The 25,483-nt window shown below is 73.0% G+C and carries 30 protein-coding genes; 15 read left to right on the top strand and 15 right to left on the bottom strand.

Annotation, left to right across the window (positions count from 1 at the left end; genetic code table 11):
• Positions 1 to 18: 18 nt before the first annotated feature.
• Both AH6_RS01585 and AH6_RS01590 read right to left on the bottom strand, forming a co-directional pair.
• A complete protein-coding gene (locus AH6_RS01585; RefSeq protein WP_067472206.1) occupies positions 19 to 684 on the bottom strand; it encodes a response regulator in 666 nt (221 codons plus the stop codon).
• The gene (locus AH6_RS01590) at positions 681 to 2,777 is read right to left on the bottom strand and encodes a sensor histidine kinase (protein WP_245679119.1); all 2,097 of its coding nucleotides are present in this window, start codon (positions 2,775 to 2,777) and stop codon (positions 681 to 683) included. Before AH6_RS01590 ends, AH6_RS01585 begins: the two co-directional genes overlap by 4 nt.
• Positions 2,778 to 2,978: 201 nt before the next feature.
• On the opposite strand from AH6_RS01590, the gene AH6_RS01595 reads away from it, so the two are divergent.
• Positions 2,979 to 3,590 (top strand): methyl-accepting chemotaxis protein, encoded by a 612-nt coding sequence (locus AH6_RS01595; protein ID WP_067472211.1) that lies wholly within the window; start codon positions 2,979 to 2,981, stop codon positions 3,588 to 3,590.
• Between the two features lie 121 nt (positions 3,591 to 3,711).
• On the opposite strand, the gene AH6_RS01600 is transcribed toward AH6_RS01595, so the two are convergent.
• On the bottom strand, positions 3,712 to 3,894 hold the full coding sequence (locus tag AH6_RS01600; RefSeq protein WP_067472213.1) for a hypothetical protein: 183 nt from the start codon (positions 3,892 to 3,894) through the stop codon (positions 3,712 to 3,714).
• 107 nt (positions 3,895 to 4,001) lie between these two features.
• Between AH6_RS01600 and AH6_RS01605 the strand changes: the two genes are divergently transcribed.
• A complete protein-coding gene (locus AH6_RS01605; RefSeq protein WP_067472216.1) occupies positions 4,002 to 4,367 on the top strand; it encodes a hypothetical protein in 366 nt (121 codons plus the stop codon).
• Positions 4,368 to 4,403: 36 nt separating this feature from the next.
• Here the strand turns inward: AH6_RS01605 and AH6_RS01610 are convergent, their stop codons facing one another.
• On the bottom strand, positions 4,404 to 5,183 hold the full coding sequence (locus tag AH6_RS01610) for an SDR family oxidoreductase (protein WP_067472219.1): 780 nt from the start codon (positions 5,181 to 5,183) through the stop codon (positions 4,404 to 4,406).
• A gap of 69 nt (positions 5,184 to 5,252) precedes the next feature.
• Here AH6_RS01610 and AH6_RS01615 point away from each other — a divergent pair, with 69 nt between their 5' ends.
• Complete coding sequence (locus tag AH6_RS01615; RefSeq protein WP_067472222.1) at positions 5,253 to 6,062, top strand: alpha/beta fold hydrolase; 810 nt, start codon at positions 5,253 to 5,255, stop codon at positions 6,060 to 6,062.
• A 127-nt stretch (positions 6,063 to 6,189) separates the two neighbouring features.
• Here the strand turns inward: AH6_RS01615 and AH6_RS01620 are convergent, their stop codons facing one another.
• The 4 genes from AH6_RS01620 to abc-f are packed head-to-tail and all read right to left on the bottom strand — an operon-like array spanning position 6,190 to position 10,677.
• A complete protein-coding gene (locus AH6_RS01620) occupies positions 6,190 to 7,314 on the bottom strand; it encodes an AAA family ATPase (RefSeq protein ID WP_067472225.1) in 1,125 nt (374 codons plus the stop codon).
• Positions 7,301 to 8,086, bottom strand: a complete 786-nt coding sequence (locus AH6_RS01625) for an RNA ligase family protein (RefSeq protein WP_067472228.1) — start codon at positions 8,084 to 8,086, stop codon at positions 7,301 to 7,303. Before AH6_RS01625 ends, AH6_RS01620 begins: the two co-directional genes overlap by 14 nt.
• Positions 8,087 to 8,113: 27 nt before the next feature.
• On the bottom strand, positions 8,114 to 8,998 hold the full coding sequence (locus AH6_RS01630; protein WP_067472231.1) for a Vgb family protein: 885 nt from the start codon (positions 8,996 to 8,998) through the stop codon (positions 8,114 to 8,116).
• A complete protein-coding gene (abc-f, locus tag AH6_RS01635; RefSeq protein ID WP_083982114.1) occupies positions 8,995 to 10,677 on the bottom strand; it encodes a ribosomal protection-like ABC-F family protein in 1,683 nt (560 codons plus the stop codon). The genes AH6_RS01630 and abc-f overlap by 4 nt, the downstream gene beginning before the upstream one ends.
• 98 nt (positions 10,678 to 10,775) lie before the next feature.
• Here abc-f and AH6_RS01640 point away from each other — a divergent pair, with 98 nt between their 5' ends.
• Positions 10,776 to 11,381 (top strand): TetR/AcrR family transcriptional regulator, encoded by a 606-nt coding sequence (locus AH6_RS01640; RefSeq protein ID WP_245679120.1) that lies wholly within the window; start codon positions 10,776 to 10,778, stop codon positions 11,379 to 11,381.
• 11 nt (positions 11,382 to 11,392) lie between these two features.
• On the opposite strand, the gene AH6_RS41955 is transcribed toward AH6_RS01640, so the two are convergent.
• A complete protein-coding gene (locus AH6_RS41955) occupies positions 11,393 to 13,591 on the bottom strand; it encodes a cytochrome P450 (RefSeq protein WP_245679121.1) in 2,199 nt (732 codons plus the stop codon).
• The gene (locus AH6_RS45585) at positions 13,588 to 13,758 is read right to left on the bottom strand and encodes a hypothetical protein (protein ID WP_245679122.1); all 171 of its coding nucleotides are present in this window, start codon (positions 13,756 to 13,758) and stop codon (positions 13,588 to 13,590) included. The genes AH6_RS41955 and AH6_RS45585 overlap by 4 nt, the downstream gene beginning before the upstream one ends.
• 291 nt (positions 13,759 to 14,049) lie before the next feature.
• On the opposite strand from AH6_RS45585, the gene AH6_RS01655 reads away from it, so the two are divergent.
• The 6 genes from AH6_RS01655 (at position 14,050) to AH6_RS01680 (ending at position 20,228) form a co-directional block, all read left to right on the top strand.
• Positions 14,050 to 14,697 (top strand): ABC transporter permease, encoded by a 648-nt coding sequence (locus AH6_RS01655; protein ID WP_067472244.1) that lies wholly within the window; start codon positions 14,050 to 14,052, stop codon positions 14,695 to 14,697.
• Complete coding sequence (locus AH6_RS01660) at positions 14,690 to 15,898, top strand: ATP-binding cassette domain-containing protein (protein WP_281180176.1); 1,209 nt, start codon at positions 14,690 to 14,692, stop codon at positions 15,896 to 15,898. Before AH6_RS01655 ends, AH6_RS01660 begins: the two co-directional genes overlap by 8 nt.
• Entirely contained in the window at positions 15,895 to 16,671 is a 777-nt protein-coding gene (locus AH6_RS01665; protein ID WP_067472248.1) for an ABC transporter permease, read from the top strand. Before AH6_RS01660 ends, AH6_RS01665 begins: the two co-directional genes overlap by 4 nt.
• Positions 16,671 to 17,657 carry a glycine betaine ABC transporter substrate-binding protein gene (locus AH6_RS01670; protein WP_067472251.1) on the top strand — a complete coding sequence of 329 codons (987 nt, stop codon included), beginning with the start codon at positions 16,671 to 16,673 and terminating at the stop codon, positions 17,655 to 17,657. Before AH6_RS01665 ends, AH6_RS01670 begins: the two co-directional genes overlap by 1 nt.
• Before the next feature lie 64 nt (positions 17,658 to 17,721).
• Complete coding sequence (locus AH6_RS01675; protein WP_067472254.1) at positions 17,722 to 19,470, top strand: alpha/beta hydrolase; 1,749 nt, start codon at positions 17,722 to 17,724, stop codon at positions 19,468 to 19,470.
• 113 nt (positions 19,471 to 19,583) lie between these two features.
• Complete coding sequence (locus AH6_RS01680) at positions 19,584 to 20,228, top strand: SAM-dependent methyltransferase (RefSeq protein WP_067472257.1); 645 nt, start codon at positions 19,584 to 19,586, stop codon at positions 20,226 to 20,228.
• A 10-nt stretch (positions 20,229 to 20,238) separates the two neighbouring features.
• Here the strand turns inward: AH6_RS01680 and AH6_RS45590 are convergent, their stop codons facing one another.
• On the bottom strand, positions 20,239 to 20,712 hold the full coding sequence (locus AH6_RS45590; RefSeq protein ID WP_245679126.1) for a zinc-binding dehydrogenase: 474 nt from the start codon (positions 20,710 to 20,712) through the stop codon (positions 20,239 to 20,241).
• Between AH6_RS45590 and AH6_RS45595 the strand changes: the two genes are divergently transcribed.
• The 3 genes from AH6_RS45595 (at position 20,623) to AH6_RS01695 (ending at position 22,482) form a co-directional block, all read left to right on the top strand.
• Positions 20,623 to 21,180: a hypothetical protein gene (locus AH6_RS45595; protein ID WP_245679128.1), complete on the top strand. Its 558-nt coding sequence runs from the start codon at positions 20,623 to 20,625 to the stop codon at positions 21,178 to 21,180. The genes AH6_RS45590 and AH6_RS45595 overlap by 90 nt on opposite strands.
• Positions 21,181 to 21,250: 70 nt before the next feature.
• Positions 21,251 to 21,877 (top strand): TetR/AcrR family transcriptional regulator, encoded by a 627-nt coding sequence (locus AH6_RS01690; protein WP_083982117.1) that lies wholly within the window; start codon positions 21,251 to 21,253, stop codon positions 21,875 to 21,877.
• Between the two features lie 47 nt (positions 21,878 to 21,924).
• Positions 21,925 to 22,482 carry a TetR/AcrR family transcriptional regulator gene (locus AH6_RS01695; protein WP_245679123.1) on the top strand — a complete coding sequence of 186 codons (558 nt, stop codon included), beginning with the start codon at positions 21,925 to 21,927 and terminating at the stop codon, positions 22,480 to 22,482.
• Positions 22,483 to 22,525: 43 nt separating this feature from the next.
• Here AH6_RS01695 and AH6_RS01700 read toward each other — a convergent pair whose 3' ends face one another.
• Positions 22,526 to 22,810: a hypothetical protein gene (locus tag AH6_RS01700; protein WP_067472263.1), complete on the bottom strand. Its 285-nt coding sequence runs from the start codon at positions 22,808 to 22,810 to the stop codon at positions 22,526 to 22,528.
• A 204-nt stretch (positions 22,811 to 23,014) separates the two neighbouring features.
• Between AH6_RS01700 and AH6_RS01705 the strand changes: the two genes are divergently transcribed.
• The gene (locus AH6_RS01705; RefSeq protein ID WP_157431199.1) at positions 23,015 to 23,464 is read left to right on the top strand and encodes a hypothetical protein; all 450 of its coding nucleotides are present in this window, start codon (positions 23,015 to 23,017) and stop codon (positions 23,462 to 23,464) included.
• A 15-nt stretch (positions 23,465 to 23,479) separates the two neighbouring features.
• The gene (locus AH6_RS01715; RefSeq protein WP_157431200.1) at positions 23,480 to 24,118 is read left to right on the top strand and encodes a hypothetical protein; all 639 of its coding nucleotides are present in this window, start codon (positions 23,480 to 23,482) and stop codon (positions 24,116 to 24,118) included.
• A 131-nt stretch (positions 24,119 to 24,249) separates the two neighbouring features.
• Here the strand turns inward: AH6_RS01715 and AH6_RS01720 are convergent, their stop codons facing one another.
• The 3 genes from AH6_RS01720 to AH6_RS01725 all read right to left on the bottom strand — a co-directional run bounded on the left by AH6_RS01720 (position 24,250) and on the right by AH6_RS01725 (position 25,383).
• Positions 24,250 to 24,576, bottom strand: a complete 327-nt coding sequence (locus AH6_RS01720; RefSeq protein ID WP_067472275.1) for a hypothetical protein — start codon at positions 24,574 to 24,576, stop codon at positions 24,250 to 24,252.
• Between the two features lie 206 nt (positions 24,577 to 24,782).
• A complete protein-coding gene (locus AH6_RS43280; RefSeq protein ID WP_157431201.1) occupies positions 24,783 to 24,965 on the bottom strand; it encodes a hypothetical protein in 183 nt (60 codons plus the stop codon).
• Positions 24,949 to 25,383 (bottom strand): ATP-binding protein, encoded by a 435-nt coding sequence (locus AH6_RS01725; protein ID WP_083982119.1) that lies wholly within the window; start codon positions 25,381 to 25,383, stop codon positions 24,949 to 24,951. The genes AH6_RS43280 and AH6_RS01725 overlap by 17 nt, the downstream gene beginning before the upstream one ends.
• Positions 25,384 to 25,483: the final 100 nt, after the last annotated feature.

The following is a 25,483-nucleotide window of genomic DNA, read 5'->3' on the forward strand; positions in this document are numbered from 1 at the left end:
CCCTCGGCAAGCGCCGGTTCAGCGGCCGAAACCCGCGTCGCGGGCCCGGAGGGCGGCCTCGGTGCGGTCGGCGACCTGGAGCTTGGCCAGCACCGTGGACACGTTGTTGCGCACGGTCTTCGGCGACAACCCCAGCCGCTCGGCGATCCGCGCGTTGCCGAGGCCCGCCGCCACCAGCTCCAGCACCTCGCGCTCGCGCGCGGTGAGCTGCGGGAACGGGTCGTCGTCGTGGGTGCGCGCGGTCGCCAGCCGGGTGAAGTAGCCCGTGACCCGCCCCGCCAGCGCCGGGCCGAAGATCACCTCGCCGCCCGCCACCGCCGTGATCGCCCGCAGGATCTCCTCCTGGTCGGCGCCCTTGACCAGGTAGCCGCGCGCCCCGGCCAGCATCGCGGCGAAGACGCTGTCGTCATCGTCGTGCATGGTCAGCACCAGCACCCCGGTGGCGGGCCGCGCCGCCAGCACCCGGCGGATGGCGTCCACGCCGCCCATCCGGGGCATCCGCAGGTCCATCACCACCACGTCCGGGCGCAGCCGCTCGGCCAGCAGCACCGCGTCCAGCCCGTCGGCGGCGGTCCCGGCCACCTCGACCCGGCCGGTGGACTCCAGCATCAGCCGCAACCCGTCCCGGTAGACCGGGTGGTCGTCGGCCAGCACGACCCGCAGCGGCCGTACCTCGGTCGTCATCGTCGGCTCCCGTTCCCGTGCGCTCGTGGTCGGTACGGCAGCAGCGCGCGCACGCTGGTGCCGCCTCCGGGACGCGCGGTGACCGCGCAGTCCCCGCCCAGCTCCTCGGCCCGCTCGCGCATCCCCACCAGCCCCACCCCGGCGGGCGCGCTCGCGGGCACGCCCCGGCCGTCGTCGACGACCTCCACCTCCAGCGCGTCCTCGCCCGCCGACAGCCGCACCGCGCAGCTCCCGGCGCGGGCGTGCCGCGACACGTTGGCCAGCGCCTCCCCGACGATCCGGTACGCGGCCTCCTCGGCGGCCGCGGGCAGCGCGCCCAGGTCGCCCGAGCAGCCCACCGTCACCCGCAGCGTGCGGCTGCGGAACCGGTCGGCCTGCCGCTCGACGGCCCCGGCCAGGCCGAACCGGTCCAGCGACGGCGGCCGCAGGTCGTGCACCAGCCGCCGCACGTCGGCGAGCACCCCGGCCAGGTCGCCGCGCACCTCGCGCAGCGTGCCGTCGGCGGCCCCGGCGTCGCGGGGCGCCAGGTTGCGGGCCGCCTCGATCTTCAGCGCGGCGGCCGCCAGCGACGGGCCGAGCCCGTCGTGCAGGTCGCGGCGCAGGCGGCGGCGCTCCTCGGCGATCCTGGTGACCAGCTGCTCGCGGCTGCGCCGCAACTCCTCGGTGAGCGCGGTGGCGCGGGCGGCGGCCGCGGCCTGCCGCACCACGTCGGCCAGCAGCCGCTGGTCGGCGTCCGACGACCGCGGCCCGGTGCGCGGCACCAGCGCCAGCCGCCCGATGGGTGCGCCGCGGTACCCGAACGGCAGCACCACCGCGTCCGCGCGCGGGCGGCCGTGCTCGACCACCGTGGTCCGGCCGTCGGCGCGGTCCAGCTCGACCCGCACGTAGGGGGAGCGGAACGAGGCCGCCACCACGCGCGCCACCTCCAGCAGCAGTTCGTCGGGCTCGACGGTCTCCTCCAGCCGCCGTGCCAGCGCCGACACCACCTCGTAGGGCTCGCCCCGCCCGGTCAGCACCCGGTTGACCACGCGTTGCAGCCGCAACCGCAGCGGCCCGTAGACGACCGCGACCACGCCCGCCGCCAGCACCGCCGCCAGCGGGTCGTCGAAGACCGTGCCGACGCCGACGAACACTGCCATGTCCACCGCGACCACCGCCGCCGCGACGCCCGCGTACAGCAGCGTCCAGCCCAGCAGCAGGTCCACGTCGTAGAGCCGGTAGCGCGCGACCGCCACCATGATCGCGACCGCGAGCACCGCGTGCAGCAGCACGAACAGGGCGTCGCCGACCCACCAGACCACCGCCGGCGACCCCAGCGCCGCGACCACCTCGCCCGCCGCCACCAGCACGATGTCCAGCAGCACCGCCAGCAACATCCAGCGCAGCTGCGCGCGGCGCACCGGCCCCGCGCCGCGGAACCGCACGACGAACGCGGCGACCGCCAGCACGAACGCCACCACGAACGACTCGCGGCACAGCGGGATCGTCAGCGGCCAGAACCAGTCGGGCAGCGGCGGCGTGAGCGGGTCCAGCGCGACGCCCGCCAGCACCGGCGGCACGGGCCCCGGCGAGAACACCCGCCACGGGATCGTCAGCAGCGCCACCACGCCCAGCGCCTGCGCGCCGAGCGCCACCCGCACCGGCCACCGCCAGCGGCGCGAGGGCAGCGTGCCGTCGGGGAAGAACAACACCAGCGCCGGGATCGCCATATTGATCATCGGGCCGAAGCGGGCGCCGACGAACACCGCGAGCGCGGTGAACGGCAGGTCGCCGCCGTGCTCCAGCAGCGACCAGGTGGCGTAGGCCGCGCCGGCGCCGTCGGTCACCGCCACCGTCCCGGTCGCCAGCAGCAACCACGTCATCGTGTGGCGCGGCAGCCGCGTCGCCAGCGCCGCCCCCGCGAGCGCCAGCGGCAGGCCCGACAGCGCCGAGCCCCAGTGCGGCCAGTCCAGCGGCTCGGGCCGCCCGCCCGGGGCGGTGACGGCGTTGGCCCAGACGGTCGCGACCGTGCCGAGCAGGCAGTAGGCGGCCAGCCCGAACGCCAGGGCGGACCGCCCGCGGTCGGCGCGTGGGGACACGGGAGCACTGGTCACGCGGCCAGCATCGCCCGCCGCCCGTCCCGGCCGCGCGGGAGCCAGGTCCCCGCTTCCCCGGGACACCGGTCCCCGGACCGAACGGGACCGGCCCGGGGACGGCGCCGCCCCACCGGCCCTGGCGCCCCGGGACGGCGGGACCGGAGCGTGAGTGGCCGACGGCGGCGACCCGCGCCGCCGCACCGCACCGGGAGACGACCCATGACCGTGCACACCGACCCCGACACGACCGCCCCGCCCGCCGGACGATCCCTGCTGCGCCGCGCCCGCCTGTCCGGCGCGGCGCTGACCGCCGGTGCCCTGACCTGGGTCGCGACCATGCCCGCCGCCGAGTCGCAGGACGAGATGTCCAGGATCGAGGTGGCCGGGGGCCTGGCCTTCCAGTTCGGCCTGCTGCCGGTGATCGCCCTGGTGCTGGCCGCCCGCGCCACCGGCGCGCGCAAGGGCCGCGCGTTCCCGGTCGTGGAGATGGCGCTGCTGGTGCCCGCCATGCTCTGGTCGGCGCTCGCGGTGGTCTTCGGCGAGGACCAGCCCGGCTGGATGGTGGTGCTCGACGTGTGCTGGCCGCTGTCGATGGTGTTCCTGCTGGTGCTCGGCATCGCCGTCGCGGTGACCGGCCGCTTCACCGGGCTGCTGCGCTGGCAGTTCCTCCTGGCCGGGCTGTGGTTCTTCTTCGGGATGGGCGGCCAGATCGTCGGCGGCGACACCGGCGCCATGCTGGCCGGTGGCGCCTGGCTGGTGGTCGCCTACGCCGGGCTGGGGCTGCGCCTGGCGATCACGCCGTCGATCGTGCTGCCGCGCGCCGGACGGTGACGCGCCGCCCGCCCGGACACCGCCACGCAAGGCTCCCGGCGGGAGTCGTTCGGCTTCGTGACGGGGGTTGACGAGCACTCGTCCCGATGCTCGTCAACCTCCTCTCCCGGTGCGGTCGAGTTCAGGCGGGTGCGACGACCTTCGCCTGGCAGGAGAAGCACATCAGCGTGTTCTCCACCACGTTGCGCTGCTTGAACCGCTGACCCAACTCGACGGTGCACTCGTCGCACTCGGGGCACGACCAAGGACCGGGCTCGCCCTGTTCCACCGAACGGATGATGTCATTCCATTCATTGTCGTTCATGCCGGGATCCTATGGCTCTCCGGCGTTCACCGCCCCGTGGCCTGGGACGTGGCCCATTGCCCTCCTGAGCAGGGGTTTCGGTCGGGCGCACGGGGAACGGTGCTGGTATGACCGTGACGAAGTTCCAGGACCTGCCACTGGCCGACCAGGACCGCAAGTGGGACGGCTCGGCCGCCGAGAAGCGCGTGCGCGAGTGGGCCGACGCCGAGGACTCCCCGGACGCGGCCTACCGCGACGCCCACGTCTGGTACGACGGCGACAAGCCGGACAACTTCACCAGCTACAAGCTGCTGATCGCCGACGTGGTCGACGGGAAGCTGAAGGTGGTCCCGCGCGCGGTGATGGCGGCGGGCGGGATCGTGGACGGCGCGCGCGGCGGCGTCGACATCCCCGAGGACGAGATCCCGCAGGTCAAGGAGCACCTGGCCAAGTACTACAAGAAGATGGACCACACCCCGCCCTGGGAGCGCTGACCGGCCCGGCCGGGAAGCGGCCGGGCCGGATCGCCGTCAGCCCCGGCCGACGTAGGACGGCATCGTGGTGGCCATGACGCTGAGGAACTGCACGTTGGCCTCCAGCGGCAGCCCCGCCATGTACCGCACCGCGTCGGCCGCCGCCCGCACGTCCATCACCGGCTCGGCCCTGCGCGACCCGTCGGCCTGCACGGTGCCGGTGCTGAAACCGGTGGTCATGTCGGTGGCGGCGTTGCCGATGTCGATCTGCCCGCAGGCGATCCGGTACGGGCGGCCCTCCAGCGACAACGTCTTGGTCAGTCCCGTCACCGCGTGCTTGCTGGCGGTGTAGGCGACCGCCTGCGGGCGCGGGGTGTGCGCCGACAACGACCCGTTGTTGATGATCCGGCCGCCCTGCGGGTCCTGCTCCCGCATCAGCGCGAACGCCCGCTGCGCGCACAGGAACGCGCCGGTGAGGTTGGTGTCGATCACCGCGCGCCACTCGTCGTGGGAGTAGGCGTCCACCGGCGCGGGCGTCCCGAAGCGCCCGGCGTTGTTGAACAGCAGGTCCAGCCGTCCCCAGTGCTCGCGGACGGCGGCGAACAGGGCGTCCACCGACTCCGGCGAGGTCACGTCGGCGGGCACGACCAGCGTCCGGTCCGCCGGGGCCGCCGCCTTCTCGACGGTCTCGCGCAGCGGCTCGGCGCGGCGTCCGGCCAGCACCACGCGCCACCCGTCGGCCAGCAGCGCCGTGGTGACGGCCGCGCCGATGCCCGATCCCGCGCCGGTCACCAGTGCGACCTGGCCAGAGCCGTTCCGGCTCGTCTCCGCTTCCATGCCCCGAGTCTGCCAGCCGGTGAATTCTGTCGGTCCCGGCGGTCACTATGGGACGGGAAAGGAGGCCGAATGGAGACCGTGACTTCGCGGGACGGCACCACCATCGCCTACGAGCGCACGGGCGAGGGCCCGGCGGTGGTGCTGGTGACCGGCGCGACCTGCGACCGGCACATGCACGACGGGCTGGCGGCGCTGCTGTCGGAGCACTTCACCGTGTTCAACTACGACCGGCGCGGCCGGGGCGACAGCGGTGACGGCGGCCGGCTGGACGACGCCCCCGACACCGCCCTGCGCCAGGAGAGCGACGACCTGCGCGCCGTGATCGACGCCGCCGGGGGCGGCGCGCACGTGTTCGGCTCGTCCTCGGGCGCGATGCTGGTCCTGCGGGCCGCCGCGCACGGCGTGCCGGTCGCGGGACTGGCGTTGTGGGAACCGCCGGTCGGCCTCGACGAGGAGGACCGGCGCGGCCACCTGGAGTACGTCGCCCGCCTGCACGAACTGCTGGCCGACGACCGGCGCGGCGACGCGGCCGCGCTGTTCCTGTCGCAGGTCGGGATGCCCGCCGAGATGATCGAGGGCGCGCGCGGGGAGCCCTGGTGGGCGGGCATGGAGAAGCTGGCCCCCAGCCTGCGCTACGACGCGGCCGCCCTCGGGCAGGGCTTGCTCGACACCACCGAGGCGGCGCGGGTGACGGCCCCCGCCCTGGTGCTGGAGGACGAGCTGAGCCCGGAGTTCCTGCGCAAGGCCGCGCAGGGCGTGACGGCGGCCCTGCCCAACGCCCGGCACGGCGTGCTCAAGGGCCAGGACCACAACTTCGCGGCGGAGGTGATGGCCCAGGCGCTCGCCGAGTTCTTCCTGACCGAGCAGAAGGCAGGCTGACCAGGCCGTGCTGGTAAGGCCCTACCGATCAGGCCCTACCGATCAGGCCCTACAGCTCAAGCCCCGCCGCTCAGGCCGCGCCTTCAAGCCGTGCGCCGCTCAGGCCCTGCCGATCAGGCCCTACCGATCAGGCCGTGGACACCCACTCCACCCGGTGCGCCTCGGTCGGGTCGGGCTGCTCCCAGCGCCCCACCAGCCGGTCGATCACCGCGTCGGGCACCGGCGCGGGCCGCTGCCGGTTGCGCGCCCGCAACACCTGCGGCGGGGCCTCCAGCGCGACCAGCTCGATCCGCCCGTGGTAGTCGGCGATCAGCCCGGTGCACTGCTCGCGCAACATCCGCGAGACGTTGGTGGCGTTCCACACGAACGGCCGCCGCGCCCGCAGGTGCTCGCGCGCCCGCTCGTAGGCCGCCGCCACCACCGGCCGCTGGTCGCCGCCGGGGTCCACGCCCATCTCCGCGCGCAGCCGGTCCAGGCTCACCACCGGCACGTCGGGCCGGTGCGCGGCGATCCAGTGGTCCTTGCCGACGCCCGGCAGGCCCGACAGCACGGTGACGGTCAGCCGCGTGTCGTCGTAGGCGGCGTAGTCGGGGTCGCGGCCCGGCTTGCGGAAGTACCAGAACCGCGCGTGGTCGGACGGGAAGCGGCGCGGCGCGTCCAGGCAGTCCTCCTCGGCGCAGTACTGCTCGTACAGCGCGATGTTCTCCAGCACCTCGGCGGTGTCGCCGCAGATCCGGCCCAGGATGTCGGCGGTGGCCAGCAGCACCAGGTCGTCGTTGCGGGCCAGCAGGCTCGCCCGGAACACGATGCGTTGCAGGTCGGGGCGCTCCAGTGCCCAGAACGGCACCTGGTGGTGGCGCACCAGCGCCGCCACGTGCTCGCGCCAGGTCGCGGGCGCGCCCAGCTCCCACAGGATGCGCCGCACCATCAGGTCGCCGCGCCGCGAGTGGCCGTGCGCGGTGATGCGCCCGGCGTCGTCGGTCTGGGTGCAGAACGGCTTGGCGACGTCGTGCATCAGCACGGTGGTGAACAGCCGCACCCGCTCGTCGGCCGGGCGCGCCCGCCAGGCGGGCAGCTCCGCCAGCGCCTCGCACGCCATCCGCGTGTGGACCGACACGTCGCCCTCGGCGTGGTGGATCGTGTCCTGCGGCACGCCCTCCAGGCGGCGGACCCACTCGAAGGCGGAGCGGATGCGGTCCCACGGCACCTGCCAGTGCGGCGGGGCGGGGCACAGTTCCTCAAACACCTGCATACAGCACCCCCGGGTCGGCCAGGCCGTTGGCGACGATCGGCCGTTCCTGCCAGTGGGTGCCGGAGTCGAGGATGGCGGTGAGGAAGCTGGGCCGCACCCACTTGTAGCGGCCCACCGTCCGGCCGTCCTCCTCCACCTTGAGGTAGAGGCCCTCCATGTGGTCGTCGCCGTCGGTCTCGGCGACGACCCGGTCGGGGTCGGCGCCGCCCGCGACGGCGGCCTCGCGCAACGCGTCGCGCCACCGGCCGGTGCGGCAGGTGGACGGCCCGACGAACGCCGTCAGCTCCGCCAGGTTCCACACCTGCCCTTCGTGCAGCACCGGCACCGACACGACCGGAGCGCCCTTGAGCAGTTCGCGGCGGCTCTCGGTGGACAGGAACGTGCCGTCGCTCTGGTCCAGCACGTCGAACTCGCAGAAGTAGTGGGGAAGCGCGTCGTAGAAGACGGTGTGCTTGGCGTACAGCCACTCCCCGTACATCACGTACCGGTCGCCCAGCCGCTCCCACAACGTGTGCTGCACCGACGCCGCCCACGCCTTCAACGGCCCGAACTGCTTCTCGCGTGGCCCGCCCGTCAGGAAGTGGCCGCGGCTCTGCAACCGCAGCTCCCCGTCGGAGGAGAAGCTGATCCCGGCGTTGGCGCCGTCCAGCTTCTCCTCCACGACCAGGAAGCGCCCCGACAGCTCCCGGAACGGCGCGGCGCTCAGATCGTGGTCGCCGGGCTGCAACCGGGAGCCCTCGATATGGCGCGTGCGGGGATATTTGCGGAGCATGAGGACCGTTCTAGCGAACGGCGTGGGTCACGCCAACTCGTTTTCCGTGGTGACCCGGGCCAGCGCGCCGCTCTCCAGCGCCACCCACAACGCCCCGTCCGGCCCGGCCGCGATGCCGTGCGGCTCGCAGTCCGGCGCGGGCAGCGCGTGCGTGTCGATCCGGCCGTCAACGGTGATCCGCCCCACCCGCGAGGTGCCCCATTCGGTGAACCACAGCGCGCCGTCGGGTCCGGCGCAGATCGCGTGCGGCCGCGCGGCGCGGTCGGGTAGCGGGTACTCGGTCACCTTGCCGTCCGGCGTGATGCGGCCGACCTGTCCCGCGCCGATCTCCACGAACCACACCGCGCCGTCCGGCCCGGCGGTGATCCCGACCGGCGCGGCCCCCTCGGTGGGCAGCGGGTGCACGGTGACCTCGCCGTCCACGGTGATCCGGCCGACGGCGTGCGCCTGGTTGAGGGTGAACCAGAGCGCGCCGTCCGGCCCCGCCGTGATCATCGAGGGGAAACCGCCGGTGACCGGCAGTGCGAACTCGGTGAACACGCCCTCGGGGGTGAGGCGGGCGACACGGTCGGTGTGCATCTCGGTGAACCACAGCGCACCGTCCGGACCTGCGGTGATGCCGCACGGGCCGCAGCCGGGCGTCGGCGGCGTGAAGCGCTCGACCTCGCCCTCGACGGTGATGCGGCCGATGCGGTGGTTCTGGAACTCGGTGAACCAGAGTGCGCCGTCCGGCCCCCGCACGATGTTCATCGGGTCGCCGCCGATCGTGTGGACGGTGAGATCGCCCTCGGGGGTGAGGCGGCCGATGCCCCCGTCATGGACGAGGGTGAACCACAGCGCGCCGTCCGATCCGGTGGCGACGCCGTAGGGGCGGCCGTCCGGGATCGCGAATTCGGTGCTGGTCGTCGTCATGCGTCATCCTTTCCGCGGCCGGTCAGGCGGCCGCGCTGCATCTCGATCCGGGTGCCGGTGAACCGCTCGCTCAGCGCGCGGTCGTGGCTGACCACCACCAATGCGCCCGGGTAGTCGGCCAGTGCCTGTTCCAGCTCTTCCACCAGCGTCAGGGACAGGTGGTTGGTGGGCTCGTCCAGAAGCAGCAGGTCGTGCCGCTCGGTCAGCAGCCGGGCCAGCCCGAGCCGCCGTCGTTGCCCCACCGACAGCGCGCCGACCGGTGTGTCCAGCGCTTCGGGACGGAACAGCCCCAGCGCCAGCAGCCGCGCCCGGTGCTCCTCCGCGTGGCCGGGACGGCCCTCGGCGAAGGTGGCCAGCACCGTCCGCTCGGGCCGGTCGAACTCCACCTCCTGCGGCAGGCAGCCGATCCGGCCTCGGCAGCGCACCGATCCGGCGTCCGGCTCCTGCCCCGCCAGCACCTTCACCAGCGTGGACTTGCCCGCGCCGTTGTCGCCCCGGACCAGCAGCCGGTCGCCCGCCTGTACGGTCAACGCGGCCACGTGCAGCCGGTCGCCGACCCGCACGTCGCGCAGCTCGGCCAAGACGCCCTCGGCCGCGCCCCCGCCGCCGAACCCGCCCTGGAACCGCAACGGTTCGGGCGGCCGCGGGACCGGATCGTCCTGGAGTCGGCGCAACCGTTCCTCGGCGTTGCGAACTCGGCTCGCGATCGAACTCTGCACCCGGCCGGCGTTGCGGTCGTAGGCCATCTTGTTGCGGTCCTTCATCTCGCGGCCCGCCGCGACGCGGTGCGCGGTCGTCGCCGCGAACGTCTCCAGCCGCTTGATCTCCGCGCGCCAGTCCTCGTACGCGCGCTCCCAGCGCTGCCGCGCCGCCGCCTTCCCGGCCAGGAAGCCGGTGTAGCCGCCGCCGAACCGCGTGACGCCGCCGTCCTCGACCTCCAGGATCGTGGTGGCGACCCGGTCCAGGAAGACGCGGTCGTGCGAGACGACCACGACCGTGCCCCGGTGCGCGCGCAGCCGCTCTTCCAGCCAGGCGGTGGAGGAGGCGTCGAGATGGTTGGTCGGCTCGTCCAGCAGCAGCGTCTCGGGGGAGGCCGCCAGCAGGCAGGCGAGCCCGAGCCGGGCCTGCTCGCCTCCCGACAGGCCGCCCAGTTCGCGGTCGCGGCCGATGCGGGCGAGGCCGAGGCCGTGCAGCGCCTTGTCCACGCGGGCGTCGGCCTCGTAGCCGCCGCGCGCCTCGTACGCGCTGAGCAGGTCGCCGTACTCGGCCATGGTCGCCTCGGTGAGACCGGCCTCCAGCTCGCGCATCCGGCGTTCCATCGCGCGCAGGGCGGCCAGCGCGTGGTCGATGGCGTCGGCCACGGTCAGGTGCGGCGGCAGGCCGAGCGTCTGCCCCAGGTGCCCGACGCCGCCGTCGGCCAGCACGGTGATCTCGCCGGAGTCCGGCCGCTCGACCCCGGCGATCAGCCGGAGCAGGGTCGACTTCCCCGAGCCGTTCTCGCCGACGATCCCGGCGCGCTCGCCGGGGGCGACGGTGAGGGAGACCCGGTCGAGGACCGGCCGTGCGCCGGGAGCCGAGGGGTAGGACTTGACGACGTCCCGGGCGGTGAGCTGAGCGGTCAATACAGGCCTCCGAAGCGCGGTGGGGGAAATGGTCGCTGTGTTCGGTGACAGGCCCATGGTTGGTGCGCTCCTCCAGAGTCCGACTTCTAATGCAACGTTTGTCGCGTTAAGATGAGTATGCCGAACACCCGCCCTTAATGCAACAGGAGTTGTCTTTGACTTCCTCCACCCCCGGCACGCGGCGCCCCGGCGGCCGTACCGCGCGCACCCGCGACGCCGTGCGCGCCGCCACCCTCGCCGTGCTGGCCGAGCAGGGCTACCAGGGGCTGACCGTCGAGACCGTCGCGGCGCGCTCGGGGGTGCACAAGACCACCGTCTACCGGCGCTGGAAGAACGCCGAGGGGCTGGTCGCCGACGCGCTGGAGCTGGCCTCCGGCGAGCCCTGGCCGGTCCCCGACACCGGCTCGGCGCGCGAGGACCTGCGCGCGCTCGCGCAGCTGGTGCGGTCCGGGTTCGCCGATCCGGAGATGGGGCCGGTGTCGTCGGCGTTCATCGCGGCGGCCCTGCAGAACCCGGTGGCCGCGCGGGCGCTGTCGGCGTTCTTCGCCGAGCGGCACCGGCAGTCGGCGGCCGTGGTCGAGCGGGCGGTCGGACGGGGCGAGCTGCCCGCCGGGACCGACGCGGCCGAGGTGGTGCGCGCCGCCGTCGCGCCCGTCTACTACCGGCTGTTCATCAGCGGCGAGCCGGTGGACGGGGCGGCGGCCGACCTCGGCGCGGACGCCGCGTTCGCCGCCGCCCGCGCCGGGGTCTACGTCACCTGATCACCGGTTGATCACCGGGCCGCGACCAGCAGCCGTTCGGGCGCGCGGGTCAGCAGGCCCTTGGCCACCGGCGTGAACCCGTCGGCCCAGCGCAGGTCCGGCAGCGCCGCCAGCAGCGTCCGCACGCCGATCTCGGCCTCCAGCCGCGCGAGCTGCGCGCCCAGGCAGAAGTGCCGCCCCGCGCCGAACGCCAGGTGCGTCGCGGCGCCGGTGAACTCGCGGTCCACCCGGCCGTCGGTGCGGTCGGGGTCGAACCGGTCGGGTTCGGCGAACCGTTCCGGATCGCGGTTGGCCGACCCGACCAGGCACGCCACCGTCGCGTCCGCCGGGATCGTACCCGACGGGAGCTCGGCCGCCCGCGCGGTCTGCCGCAGGACCACCTGGACCGGCGGGTCGCGGCGCAACGACTCCGCCCACGCCGCCGCGACCAGGCCCGGCTCGTCCCGCACCCGCGCCAGGATCTCCGGGTGGTCGAGCAGGTTGGCCAGCAGCGACGTCAGCGCCTTGTCGGTGGTCTCGCCGCCCGCCCCCAGCAGCGTCCCGCAGAACCCCTTGATCATGTCGTCGGGCAGCGGCGCGCCGTCCACCTCCACGGTGCACAACACCGACAGCAGGTCCTCGCCCGGACGCGCGCGGCGGTCGGCCACGTGCGGGTCCAGGTAGGCGTACAGCTCGTCGCGGGAGGTCAGCCCGCGGTCGAGCGTGGCCGGGTCCTGCCGGTAGTTGCCCAGGTAGGAGAAGCCCGCCCGGTACCACTCCTGGAACAGCGGCACGTCCCGCGACGGCAGGCCGAGCGCGGTCACCACCACGTTCACCGGCAGCTGCTGGCAGAACCCGGCGGCCAGGTCCACCGTCCCGCCCCCGGCCGCGTCCGCGCGCAGCCGGTCCACCAGCTCGGCGGCGACGCGCTCGACCGAGCCGGTGAGGCGGGCCAGCGCGCGGCCCCGGAAGGCCGGGGTGAGGAACGCGCGGTGCGCGGCGTGCTCGCGGTCCTCCATCTGCATGACGGTCCGGCCGAACATCGGCGCGAGCTGCCACCCGTAGTTGCGCGGCGTGAAGCACGGGTCGGCCAGCGCGGCCCGCACGTCCTCGTGCCTGCTGACCAGCCAGGCGTTGAGCGGCTCGTCCCACACGATCGGGAAGTCCTCGCGCAGCCGCCGGTACAGCGGGTACGGGTCCTCCTCGAAGCGGGGCGACAACATGCTGGGCGGCGTGCGCCGGGTGTCGACGCGGGCGCCGGCGCGCTCCTGGCCGCCGTCGCCCTGCCAGTGGTAGCGGGGCACGTCGCGGTGCCAGTCCAGCGAGGCGCGCATCGCGCCCGCCAGCCGGTCGGCGAAGCGCGCGTCGACGGCGGGATCGGCCGCCGCCGCGCGGAAGTCCACGGTCCGCCCGACCACCATGTCGCGGGCGGCGTCCACGGCCCGCTGCCAGGTCCCGCCGTGCTTGTCGTGCAGCAGCATGACGAGGTTGGCGCCCTCCCCGAAGGCCAGGTCCTTGGCCACCGAGAAGATGTCGTTGGTCCACGCGATGACGTCGGCGGCGGCGTCGCGCAGCGCGGCGGCCGAGCCGAACACGCCGGGCCCGTCCAGGCCGTCCACCGCCGCGAACAGGTCGAAGAACAGGTCCGCGCCGAACAGGTCGCGCCGCAGCCCCACGTACCCGGTCAGGTCGAGGTCGGCGGCGGACGCGCGGCTGCGCACCATCACGCACTGCGCCCACAGGTGCCGGGCGAAGTGCTCGGTGAAGCGCTGGCACCAGTCCGGCCCGGCCAGCCGCGCGGTGCGCGGCCACAGGTCGCCGGCCAGCGCCCGCAACATCGGGTCGTCGGCGGGCCCGGCGGTGGTGTCGGAGCACACGACGGCGACGGCCGTCCCGGCGAAGTCCTCCAGCACGCCGCCGTCGGCCCACGGGCCGTCGTCCACACGGTCGTCCAGCAGCAGGACCCACAGGAACCAGCTCAGCAGCACCGCCGCCCGGTCGGGCGGGGCGCCGCCGGTGAGGCCGATGCCGAGGTCCAGCAGCCGCGAGGTGAGCAGCCGGGTCCGGCCGCGCGGGCCGATCAGGCCCTGGTGCTCGGCCCAGTCGCAGACCTCGGCGCGCAGCCGGCCGGCGTCGGGGCGGTGTGGGGGAGCGGGACACGGCACGTACAGGTCCGGCAGCCGGAAGTCGGCCGCCGGGCCCGCGACCGGCCCGTCTTGGCGGCCGGTCAAGTCGGGGACTGGCCGAAGTGACGGCTGGCCGCGCGGGCTAGGGCGCCATCGGCGCGACACTCGCGGACCGCCGTCCCGGCCGCGTCGCGGCCACCGGTCACCGCCACGCGGAACAGCGGCCGGTACTTCCGGTCGAACGTTACTTCGGCAATGGTCGCAGTCGTCATGTTCACCTCGATCAGGGTCGTCCCGGTACGGGTGTGCGCCGGGATCACTGGAATGCTGGCGAAACCGCGTATCCCGCCGCAGCCGACTTGACCATGGGTTTGCGCCGGAAACCCGATCCTTCACCGCCTCTTTCCGGGCGGCGTGCCGAGCGGCCCCGGCCGGTAGAGGCCATGTCCGACATCGGGGCCTGACGTGCGACGATTCGCATGTCCGCATTCCCTGACCGAAAACCTCGGCGGCGGCAGGTGTGGCCCCTGGGGCGGGGCGGGTAGTCACCCGCCGGAGGAATCGTGGGCTTCTGGGAGTATCTGCGCAGCCGGCGGGAGCTGCTGGTCTTCGAGGCGTGGCAACACGCGAGCATGGTGTTCCAGTGCGTGCTGCTCGCGCTGGTCCTCGGCGTGCTGATCGGGCTGCTGGTCTACCGCAGCCCACGGTTGTCGGCGCTGGCGACCGGCGCGTCCGGCGTGTTGTTCACCGTCCCCTCGCTGGCGCTGTTCGGCCTGCTGATCACCCCGCTGGGGCTGGGCGTCGCGCCGAGCGTGACGGCGCTGGTGCTGTACTCGCTGCTGCCGATCGTGCGCAACACCGTCGTCGGGCTGTCCGGCGTGGACCGCACGCTGGTGGACGCCGCGCGCGGCCTCGGCATGGGGCGCGGCCGCGTCCTGCTGCGCGTGGAGCTGCCGCTGGCCTGGCCCGTCATCCTCACCGGCGCGCGCGTGGCGACCCAGCTCGCGATGGGCATCGGCGCGATCGCCGCCTACGTGTCCGGGCCGGGCCTGGGCGAGCAGATCTTCTCCGGGCTGGGCCGCCTCGGCGGCGCCAACTCGGTCAACATGACGCTGGCCGGCACGCTCGGCATCATCGTGCTGGCCCTGCTGTTCGACGCCTGCTTCCTGCTGCTCGGGCGGCTGACCACACCGAGGGGCCTGCGTGTCTGACACCGTGACCGAACCGGCCGTGCCCGCCGACCGGGACGACTCCGCCGGCATCGAGCTGATCGGGGTGAGCAAACGTTTCCCCGGGCAGGACACGCCCGCCGTCGACGACGTCACCCTGTCGATCCCGGGCGGCCGCATCGTGGTGCTGCTCGGCCCGTCCGGCAGCGGCAAGACCACCACCATGCGGCTCATCAACCGGCTGATCGAGCCCACCGCCGGGAAGATCACCGTGGCCGGGCGCGACGCCCTCGGCCTGGACCCCGGCGAGCTGCGGCGGCGGATCGGCTACGTCATCCAGGACGCCGGGCTGTTCCCGCACATGACCGTCGCCACCAACATCGGCCTGGTCCCGCAGATGTTGAAGTGGGACAAGAAGCGCATCGCCGCGCGGGTGGACGAGCTGCTGGAGCTGGTGGACCTGCCCCCGGCGGCGTTCCGCGACCGCTACCCGCGCGAGCTGTCGGGCGGCCAGCAGCAGCGCGTCGGCGTCGCCCGCGCGCTGGCGGCCGACCCGCCGGTGATGCTGATGGACGAGCCGTTCGGCGCGCTGGACCCCATCACCCGCGAGCTCCTCCAGGACTCGCTGCTGCGGCTCCAGGAGGAGCTGGGCAAGACCATCGTGTTCGTCACCCACGACATCGACGAGGCCCTCAAGATCGGCGACCGGATCGCGATCCTGGACAAGGGCTCGCGCGTCGCGCAGTACGGCACGCCGCAGGAGATCCTGCTGAACCCCGCCGACGAGTACGTGGCGCGGTTCATCGGCGGCGGCCAGGCGATGCGGCTGCTGAAGTTCGGCCGCGTCGGCGACGTCGCGCTGCGGGCGGTGCCCGAGGCCGGGCCCGGCGACGACGCCGCCCACGTGCGCGAACGCATCGCGAACGGCGACACCTCGTTCGCGATCGTGCTGGACGCCGGGCGCCGCCCGCTGCGCTGGATCACCCTGGACGACCTGGCCGGGGCGTCCGGCCCGATCGGCGAGCGGGGCAGCGGCACCGCGCCGCCGATCCGCGCCCGCGACACCCTCCAGCAGGCGCTGGAGTCGCTCATCCAGATCGACCACGAGTGGGTGCCGGTCGTCGGCCCGCGCGGCGTCTACCAGGGCACCGTCACCCTCGGCACCCTCCAGCAGGCGCTGCGGGACATGCGGGCGCGCGCGGCGGGCGAGACGGTCGCGCACGAGGCCGGGGAGGCGCGATGACCGCGCCCCCGGCCGCCGCCGAGCAGTCGCGGGAGGCGCTGCACGCGCCCACCGGCCGTTCCTGGCGCTCCCTGCTCCAGCCGCTGCTGATCGTCGTGGCGGGCGTCGGCTGGATGGTCTACGTCAACAACTCCGGCCTCGACAGCATCGCGCAGCGCGTGCTGACGCCCGGCTACGTGACGCGCAAGACCTGGGAGCACGTCGAGCTGACCGCGATGTCCACGCTGCTGGTGCTGGTGATCGCGCTCCCGCTGGGGGTGCTGCTCAGCCGCCGCTGGGCGCGCCCGGCCACGCCGGTGGTGCTGGCGGTCGCCAACATCGGCCAGTCGGCCCCGGCGATCGGCGTGGTCGTGCTGCTGGCGGTGGTGTGGGGCATCGGCTTCTGGACGGCGGTGGTGGCGCTGGTCGCCTACGGTGTGCTGCCCGCGCTGCGCAACACCATGGTCGGGCTCCAGCAGGTCGATCCGACGCTGCGCGACGCGGGGCGCGGCATCGGCATGTCCGCGCTGACGGTGCTGCGCCGGGTGGAACTGCCACTGGCCGCGCCGGTGATCCTGGCGGGCGTCCGCACCACGCTGGTGCTGATGGTCGGCACCGCGAGCATCGCCGCGTTCATCAACGGCGGCGGGCTCGGCGAGCTGGTCACCACCGGCGTGACGACCCAGCGCACGCCGGTGCTGCTGACCGGCTGCTTCCTCATCGCGCTGCTCGCCCTGCTGATCGACTGGCTGGGCGGGGTGGCGGCCCGCCTGCTGGCTCCGAAAGGATTGTGATGCGACGCGCGAGGCCCCAACCCGCCTTGTCGGCCGCGTGTGCCGCGCTGCTGGCGACGGCGCTGGCGGGGTGCGGGCTGAAACCGGCGTCGGCGTTCATCCCGGCCGTCGAGCCGGGCGGCATCCGGCCGATTCCCGGGCTGGCGGACGTCAAGCTCAAGGTGACCTCCAAGGAGTTCACCGAGCAGCTCATCCTCGGCAAGATCGCCGTGCTGGCGCTGACCGCCGCCGGGGCCAAGGCCGAGGACCACACCAACGTGCAGGGCAGCGTGTCGGCCCGCCGCTCCCTCACCGTCGGCGACAACGACCTGATGTGGGAGTACACCGGCACCGCCTGGATCACCTACCTCGGCCAGAGCGACGCGGTCCCCGACGCGACCCGGCAGTTCGAGGCCGTCCGCGACCTGGACCTCAAGCGCAACAAGATCGCCTGGTTGTCGCCGCCCGCCCCGCTCAACGACACCTACGCGATCGCCGTCACCCCCGCCAGCCAGGCCAAGTACGGGTTGAAGGACCTGGCGGACATGGCCAAGGTCCCCGTCGGGCAGCGCACCTTCTGCGTGGAGTCGGAGTTCTTCACCCGCAACGACGGCATGCGCGGCATGTTCAAGACCTACGGCCTGGAGTACGGCCGCTCGGTCCCGGCGGGCAACGTGCTGCAGATGTCCACCGGCGTCGTCTTCAGCGCCCTCGCCCAGGGCCGCTGCACCTTCGGCGAGGTCACCTCCACCGACGGGCGGCTGCCCGGCCTCGGCCTCAAGGTGCTGGAGGACGGCCGCAAGCACTTCCCGATCTACAACCCGGCCGTGTCCGTGCGCGAACCGGTGCTGCGCGCCCACCCCGAGCTGGCCGGCCTGTTCGCCAAGATCAGCCCAAAGCTGACCACGCCGGTGATGCTGGAGCTGAACAGCAAGGTGGACGTGGACGGCGGCGATCCGGCCTTCGTCGCCCGCGACTGGATGCGGCGCGAGGGCCTGGTGAGGTGAACCGCCGGAGGTGAGCCGCCCCCGGTCACTCCAAGTGACCGCAGGGCTTGCAACAATACCGAGCGTGACCATCGTCGATCGTGCGCGGACCCGGCTCGGCCGCCTGCCGTCCACGGTCGCGCGGATCGCCCGGCGTCCCTACTGGGAACGCCCGAGCCCCGAGTGGCTGGTGCGGCGCTGGCCCGACCTGAACGCCACCTGCGTGGCCGCCGTGTTCTTCTGGTTCTCGGTCACCCCGACGCTGGTGCCCCGGCCCTGGTACCTGCAGGGCGTCGTCGGCGGCATCACCGCCGTGATCGGCTACGCGCTCGGCGCGATCCTCAGCACGCTGGTCCGCGCGCTGGCCTGGCGGACGCCCGCCGCGCGGGTGCGGACACGCTGCTGGCAGGCGTTCTTCCTGGTCGTCCCGGCGCTGACGCTGGTGCTGGTCGCCGCCAGCTCGGTCGCGCAGCAGCGGTTGCGCGCGTTGCAGGGACTGCCGCCCGACCACGCGTGGAACCCGCCGGTGATCGTGCTGATGGCGGTGGCGCTGGGCGGGCTGCTGCTGGTCGTCGGCCGCGCCGTCCGGCTGGCCACCCGCGCGCTGATCCGGGGTCTGGACCGGCGGCTGCCCCGGCCGGTCGCGGTGGCGTCCGGGCTGCTGATCAGCGGGGTGCTGGTCACCGCCGGGCTGCGCGACGTCGTCTACGAGCGCGGGATCGTCGACGTCGCCGCCGACCTCGCCGCCCAGGCCGACCACATCACCAAGCCCGGCGTCGTCCGGCCCCGCACGCCGCTGGTGTCGGGCAGCGCCGCGTCGCTGGTGACCTGGGACGACCTCGGCCGGGAGGGCCGCACCTACATCGGGTCGGTGCCGGAACCGGACCGGATCGAGCGGGAGACGGGGCGTCCGGCCGTCCAGCCCATCCGCGTCTACGTCAGTCCGGGCGGCCCGGAGGCGTTCGCCGACGCGGCCCAGGAGTTCGACGACGACGCGCGCCTCGCCGTCCGGGAGCTGGAGCGCACCCGCGCCTTCGAGCGGAAGGTCCTGACGATCGCGGGCACCACCGGCAGCGGCTGGGTGGACGAGTCGCTGGTCAGGCCGCTGGAGTACATGTACGGCGGGGACACCGCGACGGTGTCGCTGCGCTACTCCTACTTCCCGAGCTGGTTGTCGTACCTGGTGGACAAGGACAAGGCGGTCCGGGCGTCGCGCGCGCTGGCGAAGGCCGTCCACGAACGCTGGTCGGCGCTGCCCCCCGACCGCCGCCCCCGGCTGCTGGTGACCGGCGAGAGCCTGGGCGCGTACGCGATCGAGAGCTCCTACGGCAGCCTGCGCCGCCTGCTCGCCGAGACCGACGGCGCGCTGCTGGCGGGCACCCCCGACTTCAGCCCGATCTCCAGCGAGATCCGCAGGCGGCGCGACGCGGGCAGCCCGGTGTGGCGGCCGCAGTACCAGCGGGGCCGGAACGTCCGCGTGGCCCAGTTCCCCGACCGCGACCTGTCCCGCCCGCCGGACGAATGGCTGCGCCCCCGCGTGGTGCAACTGCTGAACGCCTCCGACCCGGTGGTGTGGTGGACGACCGACCTGATCCTGCGCTCGCCCGAATGGCTCGAAGACCCGCTGGGCCCCGACATCTCGCCGCTGATGCGCTGGTTCCCGGTGGTCACGTTCTGGCAGGTGACGCTGGACATGGCGATGGCCTACGAGGTCCCCGCCCCGCACGGCCACCACTACGGCACCAACCCGGTCGAGGGCTGGGCGGCGGTGGCCGCGCCGGACGGCTGGACCGCCCGAGACACCGCCCGCCTCAAAACAGCCATGACCAGATGACCACCATCCCCATATTTGCGGTTCCGGCAAAGAAGTTTGTCAAAACCTCAGGCGATCGGTGAGCATCGTCGAGCAGCGGGCGACCACGCCCTGCCAGCTGAAAGGGGATATCCATGACCGAGCACAACGGCGCGGACGCCGCGTTCTGGGACGCCCGCTACTCCGAGAGCGACCGCATCTGGAGCGGCAGGCCCAACACCATGCTGGTGCGCGAGATCACGGGCGTGCGGCCGGGCGCCGCGCTGGACATCGGCAGCGGCGAGGGCGCCGACGCGATCTGGCTGGCCGAGCAGGGCTGGCAGGTGACGGCCGTGGACATCTCCCAGGTCGCGCTGGACCGGGCGGCCGAGGAGGCGGCCAAGGCGGGCGTCGCCGACCGCGTCGACTGGCAGCGCCACGACCTCGGCGAGACCTTCCCCAAGGGCGAATTCGACCTGGTGTCGGCGCAGTACCTGCACGCGCCGGGCGAGATGCCGCGCGAGAAGATGCTCCGGCGGGCCGCCGACGCCGTCGCTCCGGGCGGCCTGCTGATGGTCGTGGGCCACGCGATCGCCCCGTCCTGGAACCAGCGGCCGGAGGGGCACGGCCACCACGACATGACGTTCCCGACCACCGCCGACGTGCTGGAGTCGCTCGCCCTGCCCGAAGGCGGCTGGGAGACGGTGCGCGACGAGGAGTTCGAGTGGACCAAGCCCGGCCCCGACGGCGAGCCCCTCACCCGCACCGACAACCTCCTGCTGCTGCGCCGGGCCGCCTGAGCGGGACCCGTCAGCCGGCCGCCGCCACGTCCAGGACCGCCTTACCGGCGATCCGCCGGTCCAGCAGCGCCTGGGCCGCCTCGGTGACGCGCTCCCACGAGCCGCGCCAGTCGACCTCGGGGGAGAGCTTCCCGTCGGCCACGAAGCCCAGCAGCGTGGCCAGGTCGGGGCCGACCTCGTGGACGTCGCCGAACGTGCTCATCGTCTTGGCCGGGCCGATGGAGAACAACGAGTAGGGCGCGAACACGGCGGGCTCGCCGGACGCCCAGCCGATGTTCTGCACGTCACCGCCGGGCGCGAGGAGGTCCCAGGCGGCGGTCAGTTGCGGCCCGCCCACGGTGTCCAGGATGAGGTCAACAGACTGGTCGATACCGTCCAGCCCGACCACCACCTCATGAGCACCCAGCTCGGCCAGCCCCTCGGCCCGGCCCGCCGACCCGACCGAGGCGACGACATGAGCGCCACCCAGGACCGCCAGCTGGATGGCGTAGCGACCGACCCCACCGGCCGCACCGGTGATGAGCACCCGACGCCCCAGAACAGATCGGGAACGCAAGGTCCGCAACGCAGTAATGCCGGCCATCGGAAGCGCGGCGGCATCGGCGAGCTCAACGTGATCAGGAACGACAGCCACAGCGGTGACGTCCACGGCCATGCGCTGAGCCCAGGCTCCAGCACCAAAGGCTGCAACCCGATCACCCACAGCGGGCCCGGTGCCATCGGCAGCAGCACGAACGACGACACCAGCGGCGTCATAACCATGCACGGTCCCAGCAGGCAGCCGACCGGCGAAGGCCACCTCACCACGGTTGAGCGAGATGTGCCGCACCTCAAGAACGAGCTGATCAAGAGCAGGAACAGGCTCAGCAGCGGTGCCGAGCCGCAGGGAGCCGGGGGCGTCGGGATCGACAACGAGCGCACGCACGTCGAAGACTCCTCTCCAGGGAGGTAAACCGGACCGTCAGTCCGCTTGGCGGAACGGTAACATATACGGACTGCTAGTCCGCTTTGGTGAGGTGCCGATGGCCGAACGACGTGGCGAACGCGCCGACGCGCTCCGCAACCGGGGCGCGGTGCTGCGCGCGGCCGAACAACTCCTGGCCGAAGGAGGCGGCGAGCACGTGTCGCTCGACCGGGTGGCGGCCATGGCAGGAGTGGGCAAAGGCACCGTCTACCGCCGCTTCGGCAGCCGGGCCGGGCTGTTGCAGGCGCTGCTGGAGGAGAGATCGCAGGAACTGCGCGACGCGATCGTCCAGGGCCCGCCCCCCCTGGGCCCCGGAGCGCCCGCACACGAACGACTACTGGCCTTCCTAGACCGCCTCGGAGCGATCGCCGAAGGCAACGCGGTGTTGTTCTCAGCCCACGAGCAGGCATGCGCCGATGACAAGTACAACGACCCCAGCTACCAGTCGTGGCACCGCCACCTGAGCGCCCTGTTCGCCGAGACGGACGCCGCCCTCGACGCCGACTTCACGGCCCACGCCCTGCTCGCGGTCTTCGACGGCGACCTGGTCCGCCACATGACACCGCCCGACGACCCCCGGCGCTTCACCCGTTCGGTCCAGCGGATGGCGATGGCGCTGCTGGGCCGCGATGATCTACAAGACGGCCGCCCCACCCGCGCCGCAGAAGGAACCCAAGGAGGATGACCGTGGCATCCGACGCAGGACAGCCCACCAGACGCCGGGGCGCGGCCTTGGAGCAGGCGATCCTCCAGGCCGCGGCGGAGGAACTGCGCGAGTCGGGCTACGCGGGCATGACGATGGACAAGGTGGCCCGCCGCGCCGCCACCAACAAGAACACGATCTACCGTCGCTGGCCCCACCGAGCGGCCCTGGGCGTAGCGGCCTACCGCCACCTGGCCAAGACGAAGACACCGGTACCGGACACCGGAACCCTGCGAGGCGACGCACTGGAACTGCTCCGCCAGGCAAACAAAACCTGGTCCTCACCACAAGGGACGATCCTGCGCGACCTACTGGCAGCCACAAGCGACGAGCCCCAACTGCTGAACCTGCTACGCGACCTGGCGGGCGACACAAGCATGGACACCGCCTGGCTAACCCTGCTCAGCCGAGCGGTGGCAAGAGGCGAAGCACCCCCAGAAGCAGTGCACCCCCGCGTGGCGTCACTGCCGATGACACTCCTACGAGCCGAGTACGCACTGAGGGGCCGACCCGAAGTGCAGGACGAGATCCTGACCGAGCTGGTGGACGAGGTGTTCCTCCCCCTGGTCCGAGGCCGGGCTCGCTGACGTTGCCGGTCGACCCGGTCAGCATCCGGCGGAGGGACGCCGCTCACAACCCGCGCAATGCCTCATGGAGGTCGTCGTAGGCCGACCAACAGTCGATGCTCCCGTCATCGTTCAGACTGCCCATGTACCAGCCCGCGTCATCGACCGGCTGCACGAGACACAGGCCGTGGAACCCCAGCACGATCGCTGGAAGTCCCATCGGACCGATCGCCGGGGAGCCGCACCACGTGACGGTGCGACCGGTGTGAAGCGGGACGGCCTCCCGGTCTCCGGACACCGCACGGATGCGCTGAAGGGTCCACCCAGCGGGCAGGCGTGCTTCGGCCATGCAGCGATGATCTCAGGACCGGCAGCGCGACGGCGGCCGGGAACGACCTGGTCGGGGGCTGTTCGAGGTGTTCGTGAACGACCTCGAATGATCCCGAACAGCGTGCGGGCTTGTCGCCCCCCGGTGGTGGCGCCGACTGTTCTCCGCAGCGGGCACCGGTTCCACGACCCCGTGGCCGGATCCGCCAAGGACAGGAGCTGCAGCATGAGGAAAGCAACGGCGACGGCCATCGCGATGGCGGCGATCGCGGTGGGCGCGGTCACCCCGGCGGCGCAGGCGGCCCCCCTCGCACCGGCCGTCCCCACGGCCCCGGCCGCCCGGCCCGGCCAGCCCGACGACGCGGTCGCGCACTCGAACCCGTCGGCGATCCCCACCGCCGCGAAGGTGGTGCACTACCAGCGCTGGACCCGCCACTGCGGCTCGACCTACGAGGGCTACACCTGGCCCGACGGCAAGGCCGCGACGACCAAGAAGTCCGGCGGGCGCTGCCAGGGGGACGCCTGGCTCGCCGTGCGGCGCACCGACGGGCACTGGTACGGCTGGTACCACCATCGCAGCCAGATGACCGTGCAATCCCGCCAGGGCTCGACCCGAATCTGGCAGGGCGAGCACAAGGGCTGCTCCAACTGCCGGGTCTACAAGACCCGCCGCTGAACCAGGCTCCGGCTCATGACCATGCGACTCGGCGGCCTGGCCGCTGTCGTGCTGGTCTCGGTGGTGCCGGTCATGAGCGCGGCCGGCTGCGGCCCGGGGGCTCGCCCCCGGGCCGCAGCCGGCCCCACCACCGCGTCCACGCACTCCACATCCCAGCACCGCACACCCACGAGCATGACGGACGAGGAGTACGCCACCGCCCGGACCAGGCAGAAGCAGTTGCTGGCCGACGGCAAGGTGACCAGAGCCGAGTACGAGCTGGCCGCCCAGCGCTTCAGCGGCTGCCTCAGCCGTCATGGCCTAGAGGTGCGGAACCTCGGCTGGGATCCGGTGAGCAACCAGCAACTGCAGATCGAGTACCGCGGTCCGACCGGAAAGGAGCAGGAGGACGCACCAGGCGAGCAGTGCCTGCAAGCGCATCTGATGCGGGCCAGCGAGCTCTACACCGCAGGCAGCCGCTCCCTCATGTCCGCCGACCTGATGGCCGCCACCCGGCGCTGCCTGAACGCCAAGGGCATCGGCACCACCGGCCATGAGGCGTCCTTGCCCGACCTCCGCGTCTCCGCACCGGGCAAGGACCGGAACGTGACCGACTGCGTCGCCGACAGCATGGCCACGCTGTATCCCGACATGCCCATCGCCATCGGCGACTGAGCGCCTAGCCGCAAGTTCCGCATGCAACCCGACGCGGTGGTGCGGCCGGATCTGGGGAGACCCGGCCGCGCCCATCGAGAGTAGCGAGTCCGTCGGTGGTTGCGTCGCCGCCGTGGCCGGGAGGCGTTTCGTCAGCGGAACTCGACGGTTTTCGTCATCGGCAGGTTGTTCATGGGGCAGCCGGCCACCTGCGAGCTCGTCCCCGGCCCGGCCTTCACCCAGGGGCCGTACACGACGTTGCGTCGCCGGGGCCAGGTGTTCATCACCCAGCAGACCATCTTGAACCGGTACTCGCCGTCGCCCTCAGGGCACTGCACGCCCCACATGGTTCTCGGGTAGACGCACCCGGAGGGCTCCGCATGTGCGGGCGCCGCCAGGGCGCCCAGTCCTCCGCCACCGACCACCACCGCGACGGCCACCGCGACGGCGCGCCGCCCCCACCGGCTCGGTGCGATCATTCGACCACTGTTCATGACCTCTCCCGTTCCGCCGCCGAGCCTCACGCCCCGTGCGCAGGAGTGGCGGCGCTTCCACGGTCGCGGTCCCGCAGTCCCGGGCGCGCGATGCAGAGGTCCCGCCGAGGGGAAGCCGTCGGCAGGGACGTTTCGGGGCAGATGTCCCAGGCGCGCCACCACTACGGCGGTCCGGCGCTTCTCCTCCAGTGTTAAGACTCGTCGGGATGATCGTCGTCGAGTTCGGCGAGCTTGCGGGCGGCCAACACGCTGGCCGCCTTGATCGTTTCGGGTGGCAGCCCCAGTTCCCGCAGCGCTTCCTCGTAGGCGGCCCGGGCTATCTCCAGAGCCATCCGCAACGTCAGCACGGCGGTCGGCTCAGCTCCTGTCGGCACCGCGGTACCCGATCCGCAGCAGCGCCCAGACGGTCTTCTCTCTGTCAGTCGGCGACCGGATGCCCCAGCTCTCGGAGCACGCCTCCACGATCAGCAATCTCCTCCCGTTCTCGGCCTCCAGATCCGGCTGCTGTTTCAAAGGAGCCGCCTTCGCGGGGTCGGAGACTTCGATCACCAGAACGGTCGGCAGCACGAACACCGTCAGTCCGATCTCCTGCCCCGCAGCCGCGTTGACGGCGTTGGTCAGCAGCTCGCTCACCACCAGCAGCGCATCGCGCGCCAGGTGCGCCAGTCCCCACTTGTTGAGATGAACCTCGGTCACGTCCCGTGCCAGGCCCACGCTGGCGGGAACGGCCAGCATCCTGCGGTTGAACTCGTGCATCGACATCTGCTGGGAGCTTGCCATCGGCGTCGCCATCGCTTCGTCCTCAAGGCGCGGTGTCCGGTGTCGGTTTTTCTCCACGTCGGTAGCGGAGAGTTTGTGTTCGGTGACACAGTCAGGGCTCCACCGAACACCG

The sequence above is a fragment of the Actinomadura hibisca NBRC 15177 genome (genome assembly GCF_001552635.1).
GTDB lineage: Bacteria > Actinomycetota > Actinomycetes > Streptosporangiales > Streptosporangiaceae > Spirillospora > Spirillospora hibisca.

Excerpts from the sequence above, each read along its gene's own strand:
- AH6_RS45585 (WP_245679122.1), bottom strand. The coding sequence starts at position 13,758 with ATGACGACTGCGACCATTGCCGAAGTAACGTTCGACCGGAAGTACCGG.
- AH6_RS01585 (WP_067472206.1), bottom strand. The coding sequence starts at position 684 with ATGACGACCGAGGTACGGCCGCTGCGGGTCGTGCTGGCCGACGACCAC.
- AH6_RS01605 (WP_067472216.1), top strand. The coding sequence starts at position 4,002 with ATGACCGTGACGAAGTTCCAGGACCTGCCACTGGCCGACCAGGACCGC.
- AH6_RS01610 (WP_067472219.1), bottom strand. The coding sequence starts at position 5,183 with ATGGAAGCGGAGACGAGCCGGAACGGCTCTGGCCAGGTCGCACTGGTG.
- AH6_RS01595 (WP_067472211.1), top strand. The coding sequence starts at position 2,979 with ATGACCGTGCACACCGACCCCGACACGACCGCCCCGCCCGCCGGACGA.
- AH6_RS01680 (WP_067472257.1), top strand. The coding sequence starts at position 19,584 with ATGACCGAGCACAACGGCGCGGACGCCGCGTTCTGGGACGCCCGCTAC.
- AH6_RS01665 (WP_067472248.1), top strand. The coding sequence starts at position 15,895 with ATGACCGCGCCCCCGGCCGCCGCCGAGCAGTCGCGGGAGGCGCTGCAC.
- AH6_RS45595 (WP_245679128.1), top strand. The coding sequence starts at position 20,623 with ATGAGCACCCAGCTCGGCCAGCCCCTCGGCCCGGCCCGCCGACCCGAC.
- AH6_RS01705 (WP_157431199.1), top strand. The coding sequence starts at position 23,015 with ATGAGGAAAGCAACGGCGACGGCCATCGCGATGGCGGCGATCGCGGTG.
- abc-f (WP_083982114.1), bottom strand. The coding sequence starts at position 10,677 with ATGGGCCTGTCACCGAACACAGCGACCATTTCCCCCACCGCGCTTCGG.
- AH6_RS01600 (WP_067472213.1), bottom strand. The coding sequence starts at position 3,894 with ATGAACGACAATGAATGGAATGACATCATCCGTTCGGTGGAACAGGGC.
- AH6_RS01615 (WP_067472222.1), top strand. The coding sequence starts at position 5,253 with ATGGAGACCGTGACTTCGCGGGACGGCACCACCATCGCCTACGAGCGC.
- AH6_RS01630 (WP_067472231.1), bottom strand. The coding sequence starts at position 8,998 with ATGACGACGACCAGCACCGAATTCGCGATCCCGGACGGCCGCCCCTAC.
- AH6_RS01670 (WP_067472251.1), top strand. The coding sequence starts at position 16,671 with ATGCGACGCGCGAGGCCCCAACCCGCCTTGTCGGCCGCGTGTGCCGCG.
- AH6_RS01620 (WP_067472225.1), bottom strand. The coding sequence starts at position 7,314 with ATGCAGGTGTTTGAGGAACTGTGCCCCGCCCCGCCGCACTGGCAGGTG.
- AH6_RS01690 (WP_083982117.1), top strand. The coding sequence starts at position 21,251 with ATGGCCGAACGACGTGGCGAACGCGCCGACGCGCTCCGCAACCGGGGC.
- AH6_RS01720 (WP_067472275.1), bottom strand. The coding sequence starts at position 24,576 with ATGATCGCACCGAGCCGGTGGGGGCGGCGCGCCGTCGCGGTGGCCGTC.
- AH6_RS01715 (WP_157431200.1), top strand. The coding sequence starts at position 23,480 with ATGACCATGCGACTCGGCGGCCTGGCCGCTGTCGTGCTGGTCTCGGTG.
- AH6_RS01725 (WP_083982119.1), bottom strand. The coding sequence starts at position 25,383 with ATGGCGACGCCGATGGCAAGCTCCCAGCAGATGTCGATGCACGAGTTC.
- AH6_RS01700 (WP_067472263.1), bottom strand. The coding sequence starts at position 22,810 with ATGGCCGAAGCACGCCTGCCCGCTGGGTGGACCCTTCAGCGCATCCGT.
- AH6_RS01625 (WP_067472228.1), bottom strand. The coding sequence starts at position 8,086 with ATGCTCCGCAAATATCCCCGCACGCGCCATATCGAGGGCTCCCGGTTG.